Source organism: Acidimicrobiales bacterium (assembly GCA_041394185.1).
Classification (GTDB): Bacteria; Actinomycetota; Acidimicrobiia; order Acidimicrobiales; family Poriferisodalaceae; genus JAAETH01.
This window is the reverse complement of the sequence record JAWKIQ010000001.1, coordinates 362,792-377,882: the sequence shown is the minus strand read 5'-3', so window position 1 is coordinate 377,882 and position 15,091 is coordinate 362,792. Positions and strand designations below refer to the sequence as shown.

The 15,091-nt window shown below is 65.6% G+C and carries 15 protein-coding genes and 2 pseudogenes; 8 read left to right on the top strand and 9 right to left on the bottom strand.

What is annotated here, in order from left to right; all coding sequences use genetic code 11:
• Positions 1-9 precede the first annotated feature (9 nt).
• Genes R2770_01820 through R2770_01810 form a run of 3 tightly spaced genes read right to left on the bottom strand, consistent with a single transcriptional unit; the run spans position 10 to position 2,236 of the window.
• Positions 10-804 (bottom strand): 3-methyl-2-oxobutanoate hydroxymethyltransferase, encoded by a 795-nt coding sequence (locus R2770_01820; protein ID MEZ5279182.1) that lies wholly within the window; start codon positions 802-804, stop codon positions 10-12.
• A gap of 28 nt (positions 805-832) precedes the next feature.
• A complete protein-coding gene (locus R2770_01815; protein ID MEZ5279181.1) occupies positions 833-1,138 on the bottom strand; it encodes a hypothetical protein in 306 nt (101 codons plus the stop codon).
• Positions 1,139-1,183: 45 nt separating this feature from the next.
• The gene (locus R2770_01810; protein ID MEZ5279180.1) at positions 1,184-2,236 is read right to left on the bottom strand and encodes a TIGR03617 family F420-dependent LLM class oxidoreductase; all 1,053 of its coding nucleotides are present in this window, start codon (positions 2,234-2,236) and stop codon (positions 1,184-1,186) included.
• Between the two features lie 164 nt (positions 2,237-2,400).
• Here R2770_01810 and R2770_01805 point away from each other — a divergent pair.
• Positions 2,401-3,387: pseudogene (locus tag R2770_01805) on the top strand (DEAD/DEAH box helicase).
• A 243-nt stretch (positions 3,388-3,630) separates the two neighbouring features.
• Entirely contained in the window at positions 3,631-3,828 is a 198-nt protein-coding gene (locus R2770_01800) for a cold-shock protein (protein ID MEZ5279179.1), read from the top strand.
• A 71-nt stretch (positions 3,829-3,899) separates the two neighbouring features.
• Here the strand turns inward: R2770_01800 and R2770_01795 are convergent, their stop codons facing one another.
• Positions 3,900-4,727 (bottom strand): YwiC-like family protein, encoded by an 828-nt coding sequence (locus R2770_01795; protein ID MEZ5279178.1) that lies wholly within the window; start codon positions 4,725-4,727, stop codon positions 3,900-3,902.
• 136 nt (positions 4,728-4,863) lie between these two features.
• On the opposite strand from R2770_01795, the gene R2770_01790 reads away from it, so the two are divergent.
• The gene (locus R2770_01790) at positions 4,864-5,775 is read left to right on the top strand and encodes an SDR family NAD(P)-dependent oxidoreductase (GenBank protein MEZ5279177.1); all 912 of its coding nucleotides are present in this window, start codon (positions 4,864-4,866) and stop codon (positions 5,773-5,775) included.
• A 25-nt stretch (positions 5,776-5,800) separates the two neighbouring features.
• Here R2770_01790 and R2770_01785 read toward each other — a convergent pair whose 3' ends face one another.
• Positions 5,801-6,628, bottom strand: coding sequence for a fumarylacetoacetate hydrolase family protein (locus tag R2770_01785; GenBank protein MEZ5279176.1), 828 nt, complete (start codon positions 6,626-6,628; stop codon positions 5,801-5,803).
• Between the two features lie 50 nt (positions 6,629-6,678).
• On the opposite strand from R2770_01785, the gene R2770_01780 reads away from it, so the two are divergent.
• From R2770_01780 to R2770_01770, 3 genes and pseudogenes are all read left to right on the top strand, one after another.
• A complete protein-coding gene (locus R2770_01780; protein ID MEZ5279175.1) occupies positions 6,679-7,551 on the top strand; it encodes a hypothetical protein in 873 nt (290 codons plus the stop codon).
• Between the two features lie 12 nt (positions 7,552-7,563).
• Positions 7,564-8,799, top strand: coding sequence for an acyl-CoA dehydrogenase family protein (locus R2770_01775; GenBank protein ID MEZ5279174.1), 1,236 nt, complete (start codon positions 7,564-7,566; stop codon positions 8,797-8,799).
• A gap of 36 nt (positions 8,800-8,835) precedes the next feature.
• A pseudogene (locus R2770_01770) lies at positions 8,836-10,709 on the top strand (potassium transporter Kup).
• 14 nt (positions 10,710-10,723) lie between these two features.
• Here R2770_01770 and R2770_01765 read toward each other — a convergent pair.
• The 3 genes from R2770_01765 to R2770_01755 all read right to left on the bottom strand — a co-directional run bounded on the left by R2770_01765 (position 10,724) and on the right by R2770_01755 (position 13,236).
• Positions 10,724-11,776 (bottom strand): mandelate racemase/muconate lactonizing enzyme family protein, encoded by a 1,053-nt coding sequence (locus R2770_01765; protein ID MEZ5279173.1) that lies wholly within the window; start codon positions 11,774-11,776, stop codon positions 10,724-10,726.
• 62 nt (positions 11,777-11,838) lie between these two features.
• Positions 11,839-12,078, bottom strand: coding sequence for a CsbD family protein (locus R2770_01760; GenBank protein MEZ5279172.1), 240 nt, complete (start codon positions 12,076-12,078; stop codon positions 11,839-11,841).
• Positions 12,079-12,147: 69 nt separating this feature from the next.
• Entirely contained in the window at positions 12,148-13,236 is a 1,089-nt protein-coding gene (locus R2770_01755; GenBank protein ID MEZ5279171.1) for an AI-2E family transporter, read from the bottom strand.
• Positions 13,237-13,357: 121 nt separating this feature from the next.
• Here R2770_01755 and R2770_01750 point away from each other — a divergent pair, with 121 nt between their 5' ends.
• Positions 13,358-13,858 (top strand): DUF6328 family protein, encoded by a 501-nt coding sequence (locus tag R2770_01750; protein MEZ5279170.1) that lies wholly within the window; start codon positions 13,358-13,360, stop codon positions 13,856-13,858.
• Between the two features lie 150 nt (positions 13,859-14,008).
• Here R2770_01750 and R2770_01745 read toward each other — a convergent pair whose 3' ends face one another.
• Complete coding sequence (locus R2770_01745; protein MEZ5279169.1) at positions 14,009-14,665, bottom strand: PRC-barrel domain-containing protein; 657 nt, start codon at positions 14,663-14,665, stop codon at positions 14,009-14,011.
• A gap of 126 nt (positions 14,666-14,791) precedes the next feature.
• Between R2770_01745 and R2770_01740 the strand changes: the two genes are divergently transcribed.
• The gene (locus tag R2770_01740) at positions 14,792-15,079 is read left to right on the top strand and encodes a hypothetical protein (GenBank protein MEZ5279168.1); all 288 of its coding nucleotides are present in this window, start codon (positions 14,792-14,794) and stop codon (positions 15,077-15,079) included.
• Positions 15,080-15,091 lie beyond the last annotated feature (12 nt).

The following is a 15,091-nucleotide window of genomic DNA, read 5'->3' as shown; positions in this document are numbered from 1 at the left end:
AACCGCGCCCTATGGGGTGTCGTCTATGAGCGAACGAAACCGGGAGAGCTCATCGGGGTCGATACCGAGGCTGTGCTGGGGCGTCGGATATGCGCCCGAGATCACGTCGGCTCGAAACTCCGAGAAGGCGGCTATCGAGTCTTCGTACAGGCGCTTGTACTCGGCCCGGTGGTCTCGGTAGACCTTGGCGTGACGTGGTATGTGCCCCTCGTTGTCGCCCAGGATGTCGGTTGCGAACAGGTACTGCGCATCACACCCCGACCCGGCGCCCATACCGATGGTCAACAGGTCGAGGCGCGACGAGATCTCGGCGGCGACCGCCGCAGGAACGATCTCGATCTCCACGGCGAACGCGCCGGCGTCTTGATAGGCCAGCGCGTCGCGGTAGATACGCCAAGCGTCGTCGGCCGTCTTACCCACGGCCTTGAAACCACCCATCCAGGTGCGCTTGTAGGGGACGAAACCGACGTGGCCAACGGTGGGTATCGCCTCGGCAGCAAACGCCTCGACGTAGGCCAGACTCTGGGGGCAGTACACAGCGTCGGCACCCAACTCGAGGGCCCGATATGCGGCACCCAGCGCTTCGGGAATGCTTGCATGACGGCCGTAGACCAGGCCTACCGTGAGGAAGGCGTCGGGTGCGGCCGCTCTGACCGCGGCGATGTCGCCACCCTCCCAGTGAATGACCATGTCGACGCCGGCCGCGTTGCAAGCGGCCGCCTCCTTGGCGTTTCGGATGTAGACCTGGCAAAACCTGCGGGTGCCCTTGGCATCGAGCAGGTCCTTCACGGTCAACCGAGCCATACGCGCTCCTTCGTCGGTCGCTGGGGGTTCAGCCGGAAGAGGCCGCTACCAGGTGGGCCATGATCATGTCGCCGCCGGCGTTCATCCAGCCCTTGCCCTGCGCATAGGCCAACATGGCTTCAAAGCCCGCCGACCATGTTGCGTCGCCGGCCGGGGCCAGGCCACGAACCTGGTCGACCCTCACCCAAACGTGATCGTTCGAGGGCGAGCCGGCCTCAGCGGTGCCCAGCGCGGCCGACACCTCCGACGGCGTCGCGTCGGCGGGTGCCTCGACGTGGAACCCGTCGAAAGCGTGTGGATCGACGAGCTCGACCGGGCCGTTCTGTGGAGTCACTCTGACGATCATGAATCACCAAGTATGGCCCGCCTGGGCGAGCCGCTATTCGATGTCGGCGAGGATCGAGCGGAAGCGCTCGGCATCGTCGGGGGTCTCGACAGGAATCGAGAACTCGATGCGATCGACCCGGTTTGCATAGCGCTCGTTGAGCTTGGCCGCTATCTCGTCGTAGGTGCCGATCGTGGCCACGGTGTTCAGCATCTCGTCGCTGACCAGGCCGGGCAGCTCGTCCCAGCGTTTCTCGCGCGACAGCACCGAAGCCTGCCTTGCGATGTCTCCCCAGTCGTGCAGTTCGAAGGTCTGGCGATACGACGGGGTCGAGAGGTAGAACGCCACACGGGCGCGCACCGTGCGCACCACCTTTTCGAGGCGCTCCTCGTCTGGAGCGGTGCCGATGAGCGGCTTCATGCAGACCTCCACGTCGTCGACGTTGCGGTCGGTGCGTGCGGCTCCCCTGGCGAGGTTTGGCAGAACCCGCTCGTCGATATATCGGGGGGTACACACCGGGTGCAATCGCACCCCGTCGGCGACCTCGCCGGCGAGGGCGCACATGTTGGGACCGATGGCCGCTATGTGCACGGGGATGTCGGGATGCTCGATGGGGCCGGGGTCGAACAGGGGCACCATCACATCGAGCTTGTAGTGCTGGCTCTCGAACTGCAGCGGGGTGCGGTTCTGCCAACAGTCCCAGACCGCCCGCATGGCGTTGACGTAGTCGCGCATCCACGGCGCCGGGGCGTGCCATTTGAGGCCATAGCGCCGCTCGATGTGAGCCCTCACCTGGGTGCCCAAACCCAGCAGGAACCTACCGTTGGACACCTTCGACAGCGACCAGGCCGACAGGGCCGTGGCCGTTGGGCTGCGCGGGAATGCCATCGCCACCGAGGTCCCGAGCTGGATCGTCGAGGTCGTGGTCGAACCGAGCGCCAGCAGCTGGAGCGGATCGTCCTTGGTTTCCTCCACCAGCACTGCTCCGAGACCCACCTCCTCGGCGGTGCGGGCCAGCTCTGCAAAGCGCCTGATGTCCAGCGGCGTGTCGGGTTCGCGCAGCCCCGGGTCGAGCTTTCCGAGTGGAAGGAGCGATTCGACGATCATTCCGGTACCCTACCCACAACCTGGTCGGGCATTCCGACCGGTGGGTTCGCAGACGGGTTTCGGTTCTTCTGTCCATCGAACCACCCGTATCCCCCAAGGCCGCCCCAAACGGGGTAGGCGAAACTCGAACCCATTGCTGCCCGCCGCCGCGGGCAAGGAGCTAGATGTCCCCCACATTCGCCCAACTGGGCGTTCCCGATCCGATCTGTCGCGCGCTGGCCAAGCGAGGCATCGATCACCCCTTCGAAATCCAGGCCGCCACCATCGCCGACGCCCTCGCGGGCCGCGACGTGTGCGGTCGTGCCCCCACCGGTTCTGGCAAGACCCTCGCCTTTGGCATTCCACTCGTCGCCACAGTCGGACACGCCCAGCCCAAACGGCCCAAGGGCCTGGTGCTGGCACCCACCCGCGAACTCGCCGACCAGATCGCCGCCGAACTGCGCAGCTTCTCGGGTCGCGTCACAGTCGGCGTCGTCTATGGCGGCGTCGGCTACACCGGCCAGATCAACCAGATGCGCAAGGGCGTCGACATAGTCGTCGCCTGCCCGGGCCGTCTCGAGGATCTGATCGATCGCAATGCGATAAGCCTGGCCGACGTCGACCGTGTGGTCGTGGACGAAGCAGACCGCATGGCCGACATGGGCTTCCTTCCGGCTGTCAAGCGCCTGCTGGACCAGACCACTCCGACGCGCCAGACCGTGTTGTTCTCGGCGACCCTCGACGGCGAGGTGGCCAAGCTGACCCAGCGCTACCAGAACAACCCCGTGACCCACGAGGTCGGCGACGCCACACCCGACATCACCTCCGCCGAGCACCGCTTCTGGGCCGTCGACAAGACCGAGCGGGTCGATGCCAGCGTGAAGGTGATCTCCGACGCTGGCCAGGCGGTGGTCTTTTGCCGCACCCGTCACGGCTCTGATCGCCTGGCAAAGCAGTTGAACCGCAGCGGCGTCACGGCCGCGGCCATTCACGGAGGCCACGCCCAGAATCGGCGCACCCGCACCCTCGACGAGTTCACCAGGGGCAAGGTCCAAGCCCTGATAGCGACCGACGTCGCAGCTCGTGGCATACACGTCGACGACGTTGCCGCCGTCATACATTTCGATCCACCGGCCGATCACAAGACATACATCCACCGCTCGGGGCGCACTGCGCGCGCCGGTCGCAATGGTGTGGTCGTGTCGCTGGTACAGCCCGACCAGGTCGCAGACCTGAAGACCCTCCAGCGTCAGCTGGGGTTCGCTGAAACCGAACCGGGTCATGTCGGATCGGGACCGGTCAACAAGGCCGCTCCCGCCAACAACAACCGCGGTGAAGGCGCAGCCAAGGCACGCCGAAGCCGTAGAGTCAAAGATGAGCCGGTCACGAGGCCGTCTCGGAAGAAAGCAAGTGCAATGCAAGGAACTGTCAAGTTCTTCAATAGCGAAAAGGGCTTCGGCTTCATTTCGCGCGAAGGCGAGGACGATGTGTTCGTCCACTACTCCAACATCGAGGGGAGTGGCTTCCGGTCGCTCACCGAAGGACAAAAGGTGGAGTTCGAGGTCGGCGCCGGCCGGAAGGGCCCTGAGGCCCAGAACGTACGAGCCATCTGACGGGCAGATCCGCCCGCGGTCGACGCCGTCGCCCATTGGGGCGGCGGCGTTTCGCCGTTTTGGGGCCGTGATCAGCCCAACACCGCAACAGCGGTGACGACCACCACCGCCACACCCAGGAACAGCTGCTGCATGCCCACGACCTTTGCGGGTCGAACCGGGCCTCGCGACCACCCCAGGTTCAGCAACGCGGCGCCGGCCACGGCCACCAACGCGCCCAGCGGGACCGCACCCAGCAGCCACGCCATCAGCACCGCAGCGGCGGCCAGAGCCTGGGCCAGGTCGCTGTGCCATCTCGTGATCGGACGCCCGTGAGCTCTGAGCACCTGATTTCGGGCGTATGGGATAGCCGCAGCTGCACGAGCTGACACGACGGCCCAAAGGCCCAAGGCCAGCGACGCCGACCCATCGCCGGCCAACACGATTGCGGTAACCACCGACCCCATTCCCACGGTTCCGGCCAGCTCCGGCACTAGTCGCCTGCTGCGCGAGCGCATGTCGAACCACAGCTCGACACCGACCAATGGCGCGGCAACCGCCAGGGGCACCCAGAACCGGGGGTCGAGCGACCAGGAGAACGCGGCCAAACCCAGGGCTGCGATCGCAACCAACTCGGCGGTGGCGATTCTTGCGGCCACCTGCGTTCGGTCGAGAGTGCGGCCACGCCAGCGGTCGACCAACACCACTTTTAAGGGCGTCCTGGCGACGAACGCCAGCATGGCAGCAAGGCCCAGCGCTGCGCCTGCTGGCGACCATTCGACGACGAGCCCCAGCACGATCGGTTCGGCGGTGAGGCTCCATCCCCCGTGTTCGGTAGGTATCGCCACTTGGCGCCACAAGGGCCTGGGTCGCGCCCCTTCGGGCCCCGATCCGGGCGCTGGGTGTTCGACGCTTTGCACCTTGGCAGTATCTGCAGCCAGGCACGACCGGTCGAGGGGCGAAGGTCCTGCACGGCTCAGGTCTGATCAGTCGAGCGCGGCTCGGCTGGGTAGGTTGGCGTCCAGGAACATCGGGCAACATTTTGGAGACGCGGCCATGGGCCAAAAGTGGACAACCCAGGACATGCCTGATCAGTCGGGCAGGGTCGCGGTGATAACGGGTGCCAACTCGGGCCTGGGCCTCGAGACCGCGCGGGCTCTTGTAGCCAAGGGCGCACACGTCGTGATGGCTGTGCGCAGCCTCGAGCGCGGTCAGGAGGCGGCCGACGACATCAAGCGTGATGTACCTGACGCCCAGCTCGAGGTTCAGCAACTCGACCTGGCATCGCTCGAATCGATCCGCGCTGCGGCAGCCCACGTGGTCAACGCCCACGATCGAATCGACCTGCTGATCAACAACGCCGGGGTCATGTACACCCCGCAGCAAAAGACGGCAGACGGTTTCGAGATGCAGTTCGGCACCAACCACCTGGGCCACTTCGCCTGGACAGGGTTGTTGCTGAACCGCCTGGTCGGCACCGATGGGTCTCGGGTGGTCACGGTCAGCAGCGTCGGGCACAAGATCCGGTCGCGCATCGACTTCGACGATCTCCAGAGCGAAAAGAGCTACGACCGCGTCGTCGCCTACGGCCGCTCGAAGCTGTCGAACCTGCTGTTCACCTACGAGCTGCAGCGCCGCCTGTCGAACGCCGGCGCGCCGACCCAGGCGCTGGCTGCCCATCCCGGCGTGTCCGACACCGAACTCGGACGCCACATCCCGGGTGCGAAGCTGCTGCGGCCTGTGGTGGGGCTGATGCTGCAGGGTCCTGATATGGGCGCGCTACCCACGCTCCGGGCCGCCGTCGACCCACAGGCGACTGGCGGCCAGTACTACGGGCCGGGCGGGTTCATGGAGGTCAGAGGGTATCCGGTGGTTGTCGAGTCGAACGCCGACTCACACGACCAAGAGACGCAGCAGCGACTTTGGGCGGTTTCGGCCGAACTGACCGGGGTGACCTACCCGGTCTGAGCCACCCCTCACGCAGAGGGCAGGGTCAGACGCAGCGGTTGCGAATGGTTCCGATGCCCTCGACCCAGGTCTCCAGAAGCTGGCCGGGCTGCAGCATCCGAGGCGGCCTGCGCGCCATACCCACGCCCGAGGGTGTGCCGGTGAAGATGACATCGCCAGGCAGCAACGGAAGCACCGACGACAGCTCGGCGACCAGCTGAGGCACGCTGAACACCAGGTCGCTGGTGCGGTCGGACTGCATGACCTCTCCGTCGACCGAGCAACCGAGCGCCAGGTCGTCGGGGTTTTCGAACTCGTCCGGCGTCACCAACCAGGGCCCCATCGGCCCATAACCCCGGCGCGACTTGCCCAGCGAGAACTGGGCGCCCGCAGCCATCTGCAGGGTTCGGTCGCTGATGTCTTGGCCAACGGTCAACCCGGCGATATGTGCCCAGCCGTCTGCCGCGTCGACACGATCAGCACGTCTGCCGATGACGGCTACCAGTTCGACCTCCCAGTCCACGGTGTCGCCGACGATCTCGATGTCGTCGAATGGCCCCGACAGCGAAGCGGGGAACTTGGTGAAGGTCGCGGGAACCGAGGGCACTTGCAAACCCGACTCCTCGGCGTGCTTGCGATAGTTCAGACCGATGGCGAACGACTGCCGCGGGGCCGGCACCGGGCACCCGAGCAACGACTGGTCGAGCGCACCCGTCGTGTCGGTCACGGCTCGGGCAAATTCGACGAAGGCATCCCACCGCTCGTAGAGCGACATCGGATCTGGGCCGAATTCGCCGCCCGAAACGACAGCGATGTCCGCCACCATGTCATCGACGACGATGACGGCCCGACCGTCGTGGTTCGCGATTCTCACAGGAGGTTCCCTTTCAGCACGTTGGGCCTGCCGAGGCCACAATCGATGGTATGCAGAAGGACCGTCGATCACCGAGCGGTGAAGGAGCTCGCACACTCTGGAAGCTGCTCGAGCCGATCCACGCAGTCGTCTATTTCGCTCCCGAGGTCACGGCGGCGTTCGCCGATCGGGGTTTGAAGGGCTTTTGGCGCGGCTACTTCGCCGCCCGGTCGGCGCCTATGGGAGCCGTGGGTCCTGGCGCTGTGACCGCCGCCTTCTATGGGTTTCACCCTGACTTCGTGGCCCGGTCGGTGCCAGAGATCTGGAGCGTGGTATCGCCCCAGTCGGCCCTCGAGGCCCGCCTGGACGGGGTCGGGCGCTGCTTCGGTCGGCTGGGTATCGACGAGGCCGACCCCCGCTGGGCCATGGCTGCGAGCGCCCTGGTCGACGCGCTGCATGCGGCACCGGTGGGTGGACGGCCCATCTTCGCTGCCAACCGAGGACTCGAGGTGCCCGATGCTCCCCTGCCGGCCTTGTGGCACGCGGCGACGATGTATCGCGAATATCGCGGAGATGGGCATGTCGCAGCCCTGCTGACCAACGATCTGGACGGGCTCGAGTCGACCGTTCTGCGGCTGGCGGTAGACGGTACGCCACGCGAGGTGATCGAACCTCACCGGGGCTGGACCCAGCAAGACTGGTCGGAAGCACTAGATCGCCTGGTGCAGCGCGGGCTGATCGACCGGCAACACCAGGCCACGGTCGCCGGCCTGCAAGTGCATCGACACGTCGAGAACCTGACAGACGATCTGTGCGCCGCGGCGATCTCGTCGCTTGGCGAACGCTTTGCGGCGGTGCTCGACGCAGTGGCCCCGCTGGCCGACATGGCCGCAACCCAGGTGCCCTACCCCAACCCGATGGGGGTACCTCGTCGGGAGGTGTGACAGGCTGTGCGCATGAGCGCATCCTCGACCAACACCGGCTCGTCACACGCTGCTTCCTCGACCGAGGAGATCCGCCTAGAGGCGCGCAAATGGCTCGCCGACAACTGGTCGCCGGGTATGGACCGAAGCCATTGGCTCGACATGGTCATCGACCGTGGCTTCGCGGTGCCGACGTGGCCCACCGAGTGGCACGGGCTGGGGCTCAGCGCCGACCAGGGCCGAGCCATCGCAACCGAGTTCGCCGCGGTGAGGGCGCCCGGCTCGGGCCAGGACATCCACAACCTGTGGGCCAACACCTTGCTGACGTTCGGTACCGAACAGCTGAAGCACAAGCTGATCCGCCCCCTGTTGCGCAGCGAGGTCGCAATGTGCCTGCTGTACTCAGAACCCGGTGCCGGCTCTGATCTGGCCGGGCTGCAGACACGCGCCGAGCGCGACGGCGACGAATACGTGGTCACCGGCCAGAAGGTGTGGACCTCGGGTGCCCATCTGGCCGAGTACGGCATGCTCATCGCCCGCACCGACTGGGACGTTCCCAAGCACAGAGGCATCTCGTTCTTCTTCCTGCCCATGCGCCAACCCGGCATCGAGATCAGGCCCATCAGACAGATCACGGGTGAGAAACACTTCAACGAGGTGTTCATCGACGGTGCGAGGGTGCCGGCCGAGAACCTTCTTGGCGGCCTGGGCGACGGCTGGAGGGTGCTGCAGACCGCACTGGCCTACGAGCGTTCGGTGATGGGCGACTCGGCGCGCGGACCCAGGGCGTCCGAGGACGAGGAGTTCGGCCGCACCGACAGCAAGGGCGCCGAGATCGACCTCGTTTCGCTGGCCAGAGAGTACGGCCGCGCCGACGATCCGACGATTCGCCAGGAGCTGATGCGCGTGCACAGCCTGCGCCAGGTCAACAAGTGGAACGCGGCCAGGGCCAAGGCTCAGCTCAAGCAGGGGACGTCGTCTCCGATCCTGTCGCTCGGCAAGCTGGCCATGTCGCGGATCCTGCACGACGGCGCCCACCTGCAGCGGCTGATCATCGGGCCCCAAGCCATGCTGGCCGGACCTGCCAACCCCGACGGCGACGCGGCCAACTTCATGTCGCTCAACGCCTACTTCACGTCCATCGGTGGAGGCACAGACCAGATTCAACGCAACATCATCGGCGAGCGGGTACTGGGCCTGCCCAAAGAACCCGAGCTCGATCGCGACGTTCCGTTCCGCAACGTCGCCAAGGCCTCGACCACCCGCTGACATCGGTCGGCTGGGCGGGCATACACTCGCCTCCTGGTGAATAGGCACGATTCAGGCCGACCTCGCATCACCTACACCGCCGCCCTTTCGCTGGGGGCGTTGGGCGTCGTGTTCGGCGACATCGGAACCAGCCCGCTGTATGCATTCAGAGAATCTCTGGCCGGTCAACACGACCTGGCGGTCACCGAACAAAACATCCTGGGCGTCTTGTCGCTGATGTTCTGGTCGCTGATAGTCGTGATCACGGTCAAGTACCTGTTGCTGGTCATGCGTGCGGACAACCACGGCGAGGGCGGCATCTTGGCCCTCGCCTCGCTGATCGAACGCGGCCGCTCGCGCCAGACCCTGATGCTGATGGGGCTGTTCGGAACGGCGCTCTTGTATGGCGACGGCATGATCACGCCCGCCATATCGGTGTTGTCGGCGGTCGAGGGTCTGGAGGTTGCGGCCCCCAGCGTCCACAGCTGGGTACTGCCGATAGTGGCTGCGATCCTGATCGGATTGTTCGCCGTTCAGCGTCACGGCACCGAGACTGTGGGGCGCTTCTTCGGACCGGTGATGGTGGTGTGGTTCGCAACCCTCGCTCTGCTCGGCGTGATCGGCATCTCGCACGAACCCGACATCGTCAGAGCCCTCGACCCCACCCGCGCCATGGTGTTCTTCGCAAACAACGGCCTCGAGGGCTTCCTGGTCCTCGGCTCGGTGTTCCTGGTGGTCACCGGCGGCGAGGCTCTGTATGCCGACATGGGTCACTTCGGCAAGCTGCCCATCCAGCTGTCGTGGTTCGTGCTGGTGCTGCCGGCGCTGACGCTCAACTATTTCGGGCAGGGCGCCTTGCTGCTGCAGGACCCGACCGAAATCGAGAACCCGTTCTTTCACCTGGCCCCAGACTGGGCCCAACTGCCCCTGACGGCACTTGCCACGGCAGCCACCATCATTGCGTCGCAGGCCTGATCACCGGGGCGTTCTCGCTGACCGTGCAGGCCATGAACCTCGACTACCTGCCCCGAATGCGCACGGTGCAGACCTCGTCGGCCCACCGGGGCCAGGTGTACGTCCCTGGCGTCAACTGGATGCTGCTGGTCGCGTGTCTGGGTCTGGTGTTCTCGTTTCGTTCCTCGGGTTCGCTAGCCGCGGCGTACGGGGTTGCGGTGACGCTGACCATGGCCGTCACCACCTTGTTGCTCGCCTCGATCGCACGGCACCGCTGGGGCTGGAGCAACCTGCGCACGGCCGCGACCCTGCTGCCGCTGTTGGCCATCGACCTGGCCTTCGCCGGGGCAAACCTGTTCAAGATCGCAGCCGGCGGATGGTTCCCGCTGTCGATCGGGCTCATCGGTTTCCTGGTGTTCACCACCTGGCGCACAGGCAGATCACAGATATCCAGCCGGGTACAACGCGACGGCCTGTCGATAGACGACTTCGTCGAAGGACTTCAGTCGGCGCAACCGGCCAGACATCCCGGAACCGGTGTGTATCTGTATCGCCAGCCAGGCCTGGTGCCGCCGGCGTTGCTCACGAACCTCCGCTACAACGAAAGCCTCCACGAGACCGTGGTCATCTTGCGGATCGTCACCGACGATCGCCCACACGTGCACCCTGCACAGCGGCACCAGCACCGCGCCCACGACTTTGGGTTCCACGAGCTGGAGATGCGCTATGGGTTCAGCGACAGGGTCGATCTCGAACGCGATCTCGGCCGGCTCCTGATCGATGGCGTGAGCTTCGACGCGCAGCACACGACCTTCTTCTTAGGACGCGAACGCCTGCATGTCGGCAAGCAGCCAGGCATGGCGCGCTGGCGAGAGAGGTTGTTTGCCCTAATGCACCGCAACGCTGGAGACCCCACCGAGTACTACGGACTATCCCCGGCCCACAGCGTCGACATAGGCACCCACATCGACCTCTGAACCGCGGGTGGTGCTCAGTCCGCGATGACTACGCCCAGGCCCGGGCCGGTCGGCGGCAGCACCATGCCGTCGACCAGTGGTGGCAGCTGAGCCCGGTGCGAGAAACCGACCTGGGGGCGCACCCACGGGATCTCGAGCCACTTCGTGGCCGGACTCGTGAAGCCCCATTGGATCGATGCGTACAGCGCAGGCCCCAGTCTGAAGTTGTGGGGGCTCAGCGCCACGCTGTGCAGCTCGGCCAGCGTGCTGACCCGCCTGGCTGCGGTGAGCCCGCCGATCTTGGTGATCTCGGGCTGCAGATAAGTGATGGCACCGGTGCGAAGCAGACGGTCGAAGTCCTCGAGGGTGTACTCGTTCTCGCCGCCGGCGACGGCGCACGGCACCGCCGCTGCGACCCTGGTGATGGCGCGGTGGTCGCGCATGGGTCGCACCGGTTCCTCGAACCAGACGATGCCGAACTGGCTGAGGCGCCGACCGTGCTCGATGGCTTCGACGACATCGAAGTGCCCGTTGACGTCGACCATGATGTCGAGCGAGTCGCCGAATTCGGTTCGCAGCAGACCGGTCAGTTCTGGATCTAGCTCGTGGAGCTTCACGGCTGTGAACCCGTATTCAATGGCCCGGGCAGTCTCGGCCACCAACAGGGCCGGCTCTCGTAGCGGAGGCAGGCTGGCATAGCCGCGGATAGCCGCCTGGGCCGGCCCACCGAACAACGACATAACGGGCCTGTTGAGGCGTTTGCCCAGCAGATCCCAAAGGGCGAGATCCACGCCCGACAGCCCCATGGTGAATATTCCCTGGTCGGCGTAGCGGTAGCCCCAGTCCGACAGTTCGAACCAGATGCTTTCGATCTCGTCGGCCTCGCGGCCCACCAGTCGGGGCGCCAACAGATCGTCGACGACCGACTTGATGGGCCGGGCCTCTCGACCTGGCTCCGCAGCGTCTCTGAGACCCCACCACGCCTCGCCTTGGCCCACCACGCCGTCGGTGTCCTCGACCTCGACCACCAGGTTCGAAAGGGTCCGGTCGGTGAGGATCTCGGCTGTGACAGACCTGATCTGAGCCATCGGCCAAACCTAACCGGCCACCCAGTGTCTGACGAAACGGGCGACCGGTCCGGCGCTGGCGCTCACGACAGCTTCTGTCTCAGGTCGTCGACCTTGTTTTTGGCGGTGTTCTTCGCCTTGTCGGCGGTGTCCTTGGCCTTGTCAGCGAGGTCGTCGAACTTGCTCTTCAGGTCGTCGACCTTCTCCTTGGCCTCGCCTTCGGCTTCGTCGAGCTCGCCTTCCATCGCGAGCTCGTCATCGTCGGTGAGATCTCCGGCCGCCTGCTTGGCACGGCCCTTCAGCTTGTCGGTTTCAGCAGACATGTGTCTCCTCGTGTTGGGTACGCCTCGTGCCTACCCAGACACACACATGTCAAACATCGCCTACCAACCTCAGCCGTCGCCCGCGCCGACAGGCCAGGGTGCGCGATGGCTTCGAAGTACCCCGATCGCCGTCGTCATCACAGCTGCCAGGGGTACTGCGACAAATGCACCGATTACCCCGGCAATCGCTCCGCCGGCAGCCAAGGCGGCCAGAACCGCGGCGGGATGCAGAGGCACCTGGCGCCCCATGACCACGGGCATCACTACATCGCCTTCGATCTGCTGCACCGCCAGCGTCAAGATGACGACCAGGGCAGCATCGCCGGGTCCATTGGCGACCAGGGCCACCAGCGCTGCAAGCCCGCCGGCCGCGGTGGCTCCGACAACGGGCAGGAACGCCCCGAAGAACGTGATGACGGCAAGAGGTATCACCAACGGCACGCCGATCAACAACAGGCCGACGCCTATTGCAACCGAGTCGACGACCCCGGTGATCGACACCGCTTTCAGGTAGGCGCTCAGCGTGGCCACCGCCTCGCGGCCCGCTTGGTCGACGGCGCGACGGCGTTGCGGATGAACGTGTTCGACGAGCCAGCCCCACATCTCGGGCCCGTCCTTGACAAAGAAGAAGGTCAGGGCTGCGGTCAGGAACAGGCCGCTGAGCAGCTCGACCACCAGGGTCGCCCGGCTCGTCCCCAACGACGACACGCCACCTATCACCGACTGACGCAACCGCTGCTCGATGTCGTCGATGGTCTGTTCGGACAGGTCTAACGGGCCGGTTGCCAGCCAGTTGCGAACATCGTTCGCAACGTCGCTCCAGCGCGCCGAGTCTTGGGTCAGCTCGGCTGTGAGGCCCCAAGCCGCACCCGCCAGCACGCCGCCAACGACCGTCAACACGCCCACCAGCACCAACCATGTCGCCGCCAGAGCGGGTACACCCCTCCTGGTCAGCCTCCTGACCAGCGGTGACAACACCGACGCGACCATCGTCGCCACCAGTATCGGCACCACGACGACGCGCAACTGCAGCGCCATCCATCCGAGCGCAAGTGCAGCGACGCCGATGACCAACAGACGCCAGGCCCACCCGGTCAGGCGCACCAGCCACCTGGGTGGTTCGAGAAACGCTCGGTCTGGTGCTTGGGCCTCCGACATCGGTGGCGACCTACCCCGCCAATGCCGGCGCCAAACGTACCGACCGTTGTCGTGTGGGTCGGGTTTCGCCCGACCCCACCCGGGGGTAGGCCGTACCTCGGGGAACGACCACGAGATGACGATGAACGAAACGACCACAACACCAGACTCAGCAGCACAACCCTCGGGCGCAGGGGAAGACGACGAAGTCGACGAACAGTTCCGAGCCCTACTGGAGGGCTTGCGCACCTCACTTCCAGGAGTACAGGTGCTGTTCGGCTTCCTGCTGGTGGCGCCTTTCCAGTCCGACTTCGATGGTTACGACCGCAGCACCATCGTCAGCTTCACCGTCGCTTTCTTGTCGGCCGCGGTGTCGTCGATGCTGCTCATCGCCCCCAGCGTTCACCAACGACTTCGGGCACCGCGGTCCGGGCTGCGACGCCGCTCGAAGAAGCACCTCATCATCGCAACCTGGCTGACGATCGCCGGCACCGTCGCCATGGGCGTCGCCATCGTCGCAACGGTCTTCCTGGTGTCGACCTTCGTGTTCGACACCGTGTGGTCGAGTGCCGTCGCCGCCTCCCTGGCCGCAGTGCTGGTGTGGGCGTGGTTCTACCTGCCCCTGAAGTGGAGTACCGACTGAGCCTGAAACCTCTCCGAGATGTCATGACGCGGCGTCCCCGCACCCTTGGGGCGTGGGTGCGGGGACGTGGATGGCCTCGATACGGGCGTCAGTTCTGCTGACGCCATACCCTTCGGGCGTCAGTTCTGCTGACGCCATACCCTTCGGGCGTCAGTTCTGCTGACGCCATGCCTCGAGGGACGAGGCAGGCAGGCCCAGCCGGACCGATCTGGCATCGATCGAGGCGATGAAGTGGGCGGGAATCATCCGCGGTTCTCGGAACCACCCGGGGTCGACCTCGATGGCGACTATCGCCCCGCCATCGGTGACCTCGGCGCCCGCAACGCTGCCGACCTTCTCTCCATCGGACGAGAACACGTCGGCTCCTGTCGGGACCGCCACCTCGTCATCGGGGATGTTGCGGTCTGTGCGCTCGATGACTCGCGGCGTAGCCATGTGCCTCGAGTAGGTGGGCGCAGGGCCACCAGCCCCGTAGGCGGGATAGCCCCAAACCAAAGGGCCTGCGGCCTGCGGCGGGTACTCGTTGTATGCGTCGGCTTCCTCGACTCGCACGTAGTAGCTCTCCTCGAAACGAGCCAGGTCGTCCAAGTCGACCTCCTCGTTGAGCGTGATCTGATCCTCGTCGGCACGGGCGACGAACGCCACTGGTACGACACGTTCCTCGGGAAAGAAGAATCCCTTGGACAAGACGAGATGGCTGATCTGCTTGCGACGTGGGTCCGCGACGAGCCGCTCGACCTTGCCTAGATCGTTGCCGTCCGCCGACACCACTTGGGTTCCTTCCGTGAACTGCAAAGTCTGCGTCATGGGTTTCACTCCTCTGTGTTTGTCGGTGTACGTGCATGGACTACCCGATGAGCGGCATCTGAAACATCGGACCTGACTCACAGCTGCTTGGTTTGTGACCCCGCGTCTGCGGGTAGACCCACCGCCATGAAGATCACCCGAACACTGAAGACGATGGCGTTCACCGCATTGGCTGGCGCTGTCGCGTCGTACTTCCTCGACCCGCGGTCGGGCCAGCTGAGGCGCGAGCGCCTGGCCGGCGCAGCAGAGCGGCGCCGCCGTGACCTCGATCACCTCAGGTCCAGCGTCAGCCGTGTTGCCAACGCCGTCACACCCGACGGCACAGAAGAGACAGCCGTCTCACCCGACGGCACAGAAGAGACACCCGACGACGAGCACCACATATCGCTGGAAGCCGAGGTCGCTGTCGGCTGACCCGACCGCCCG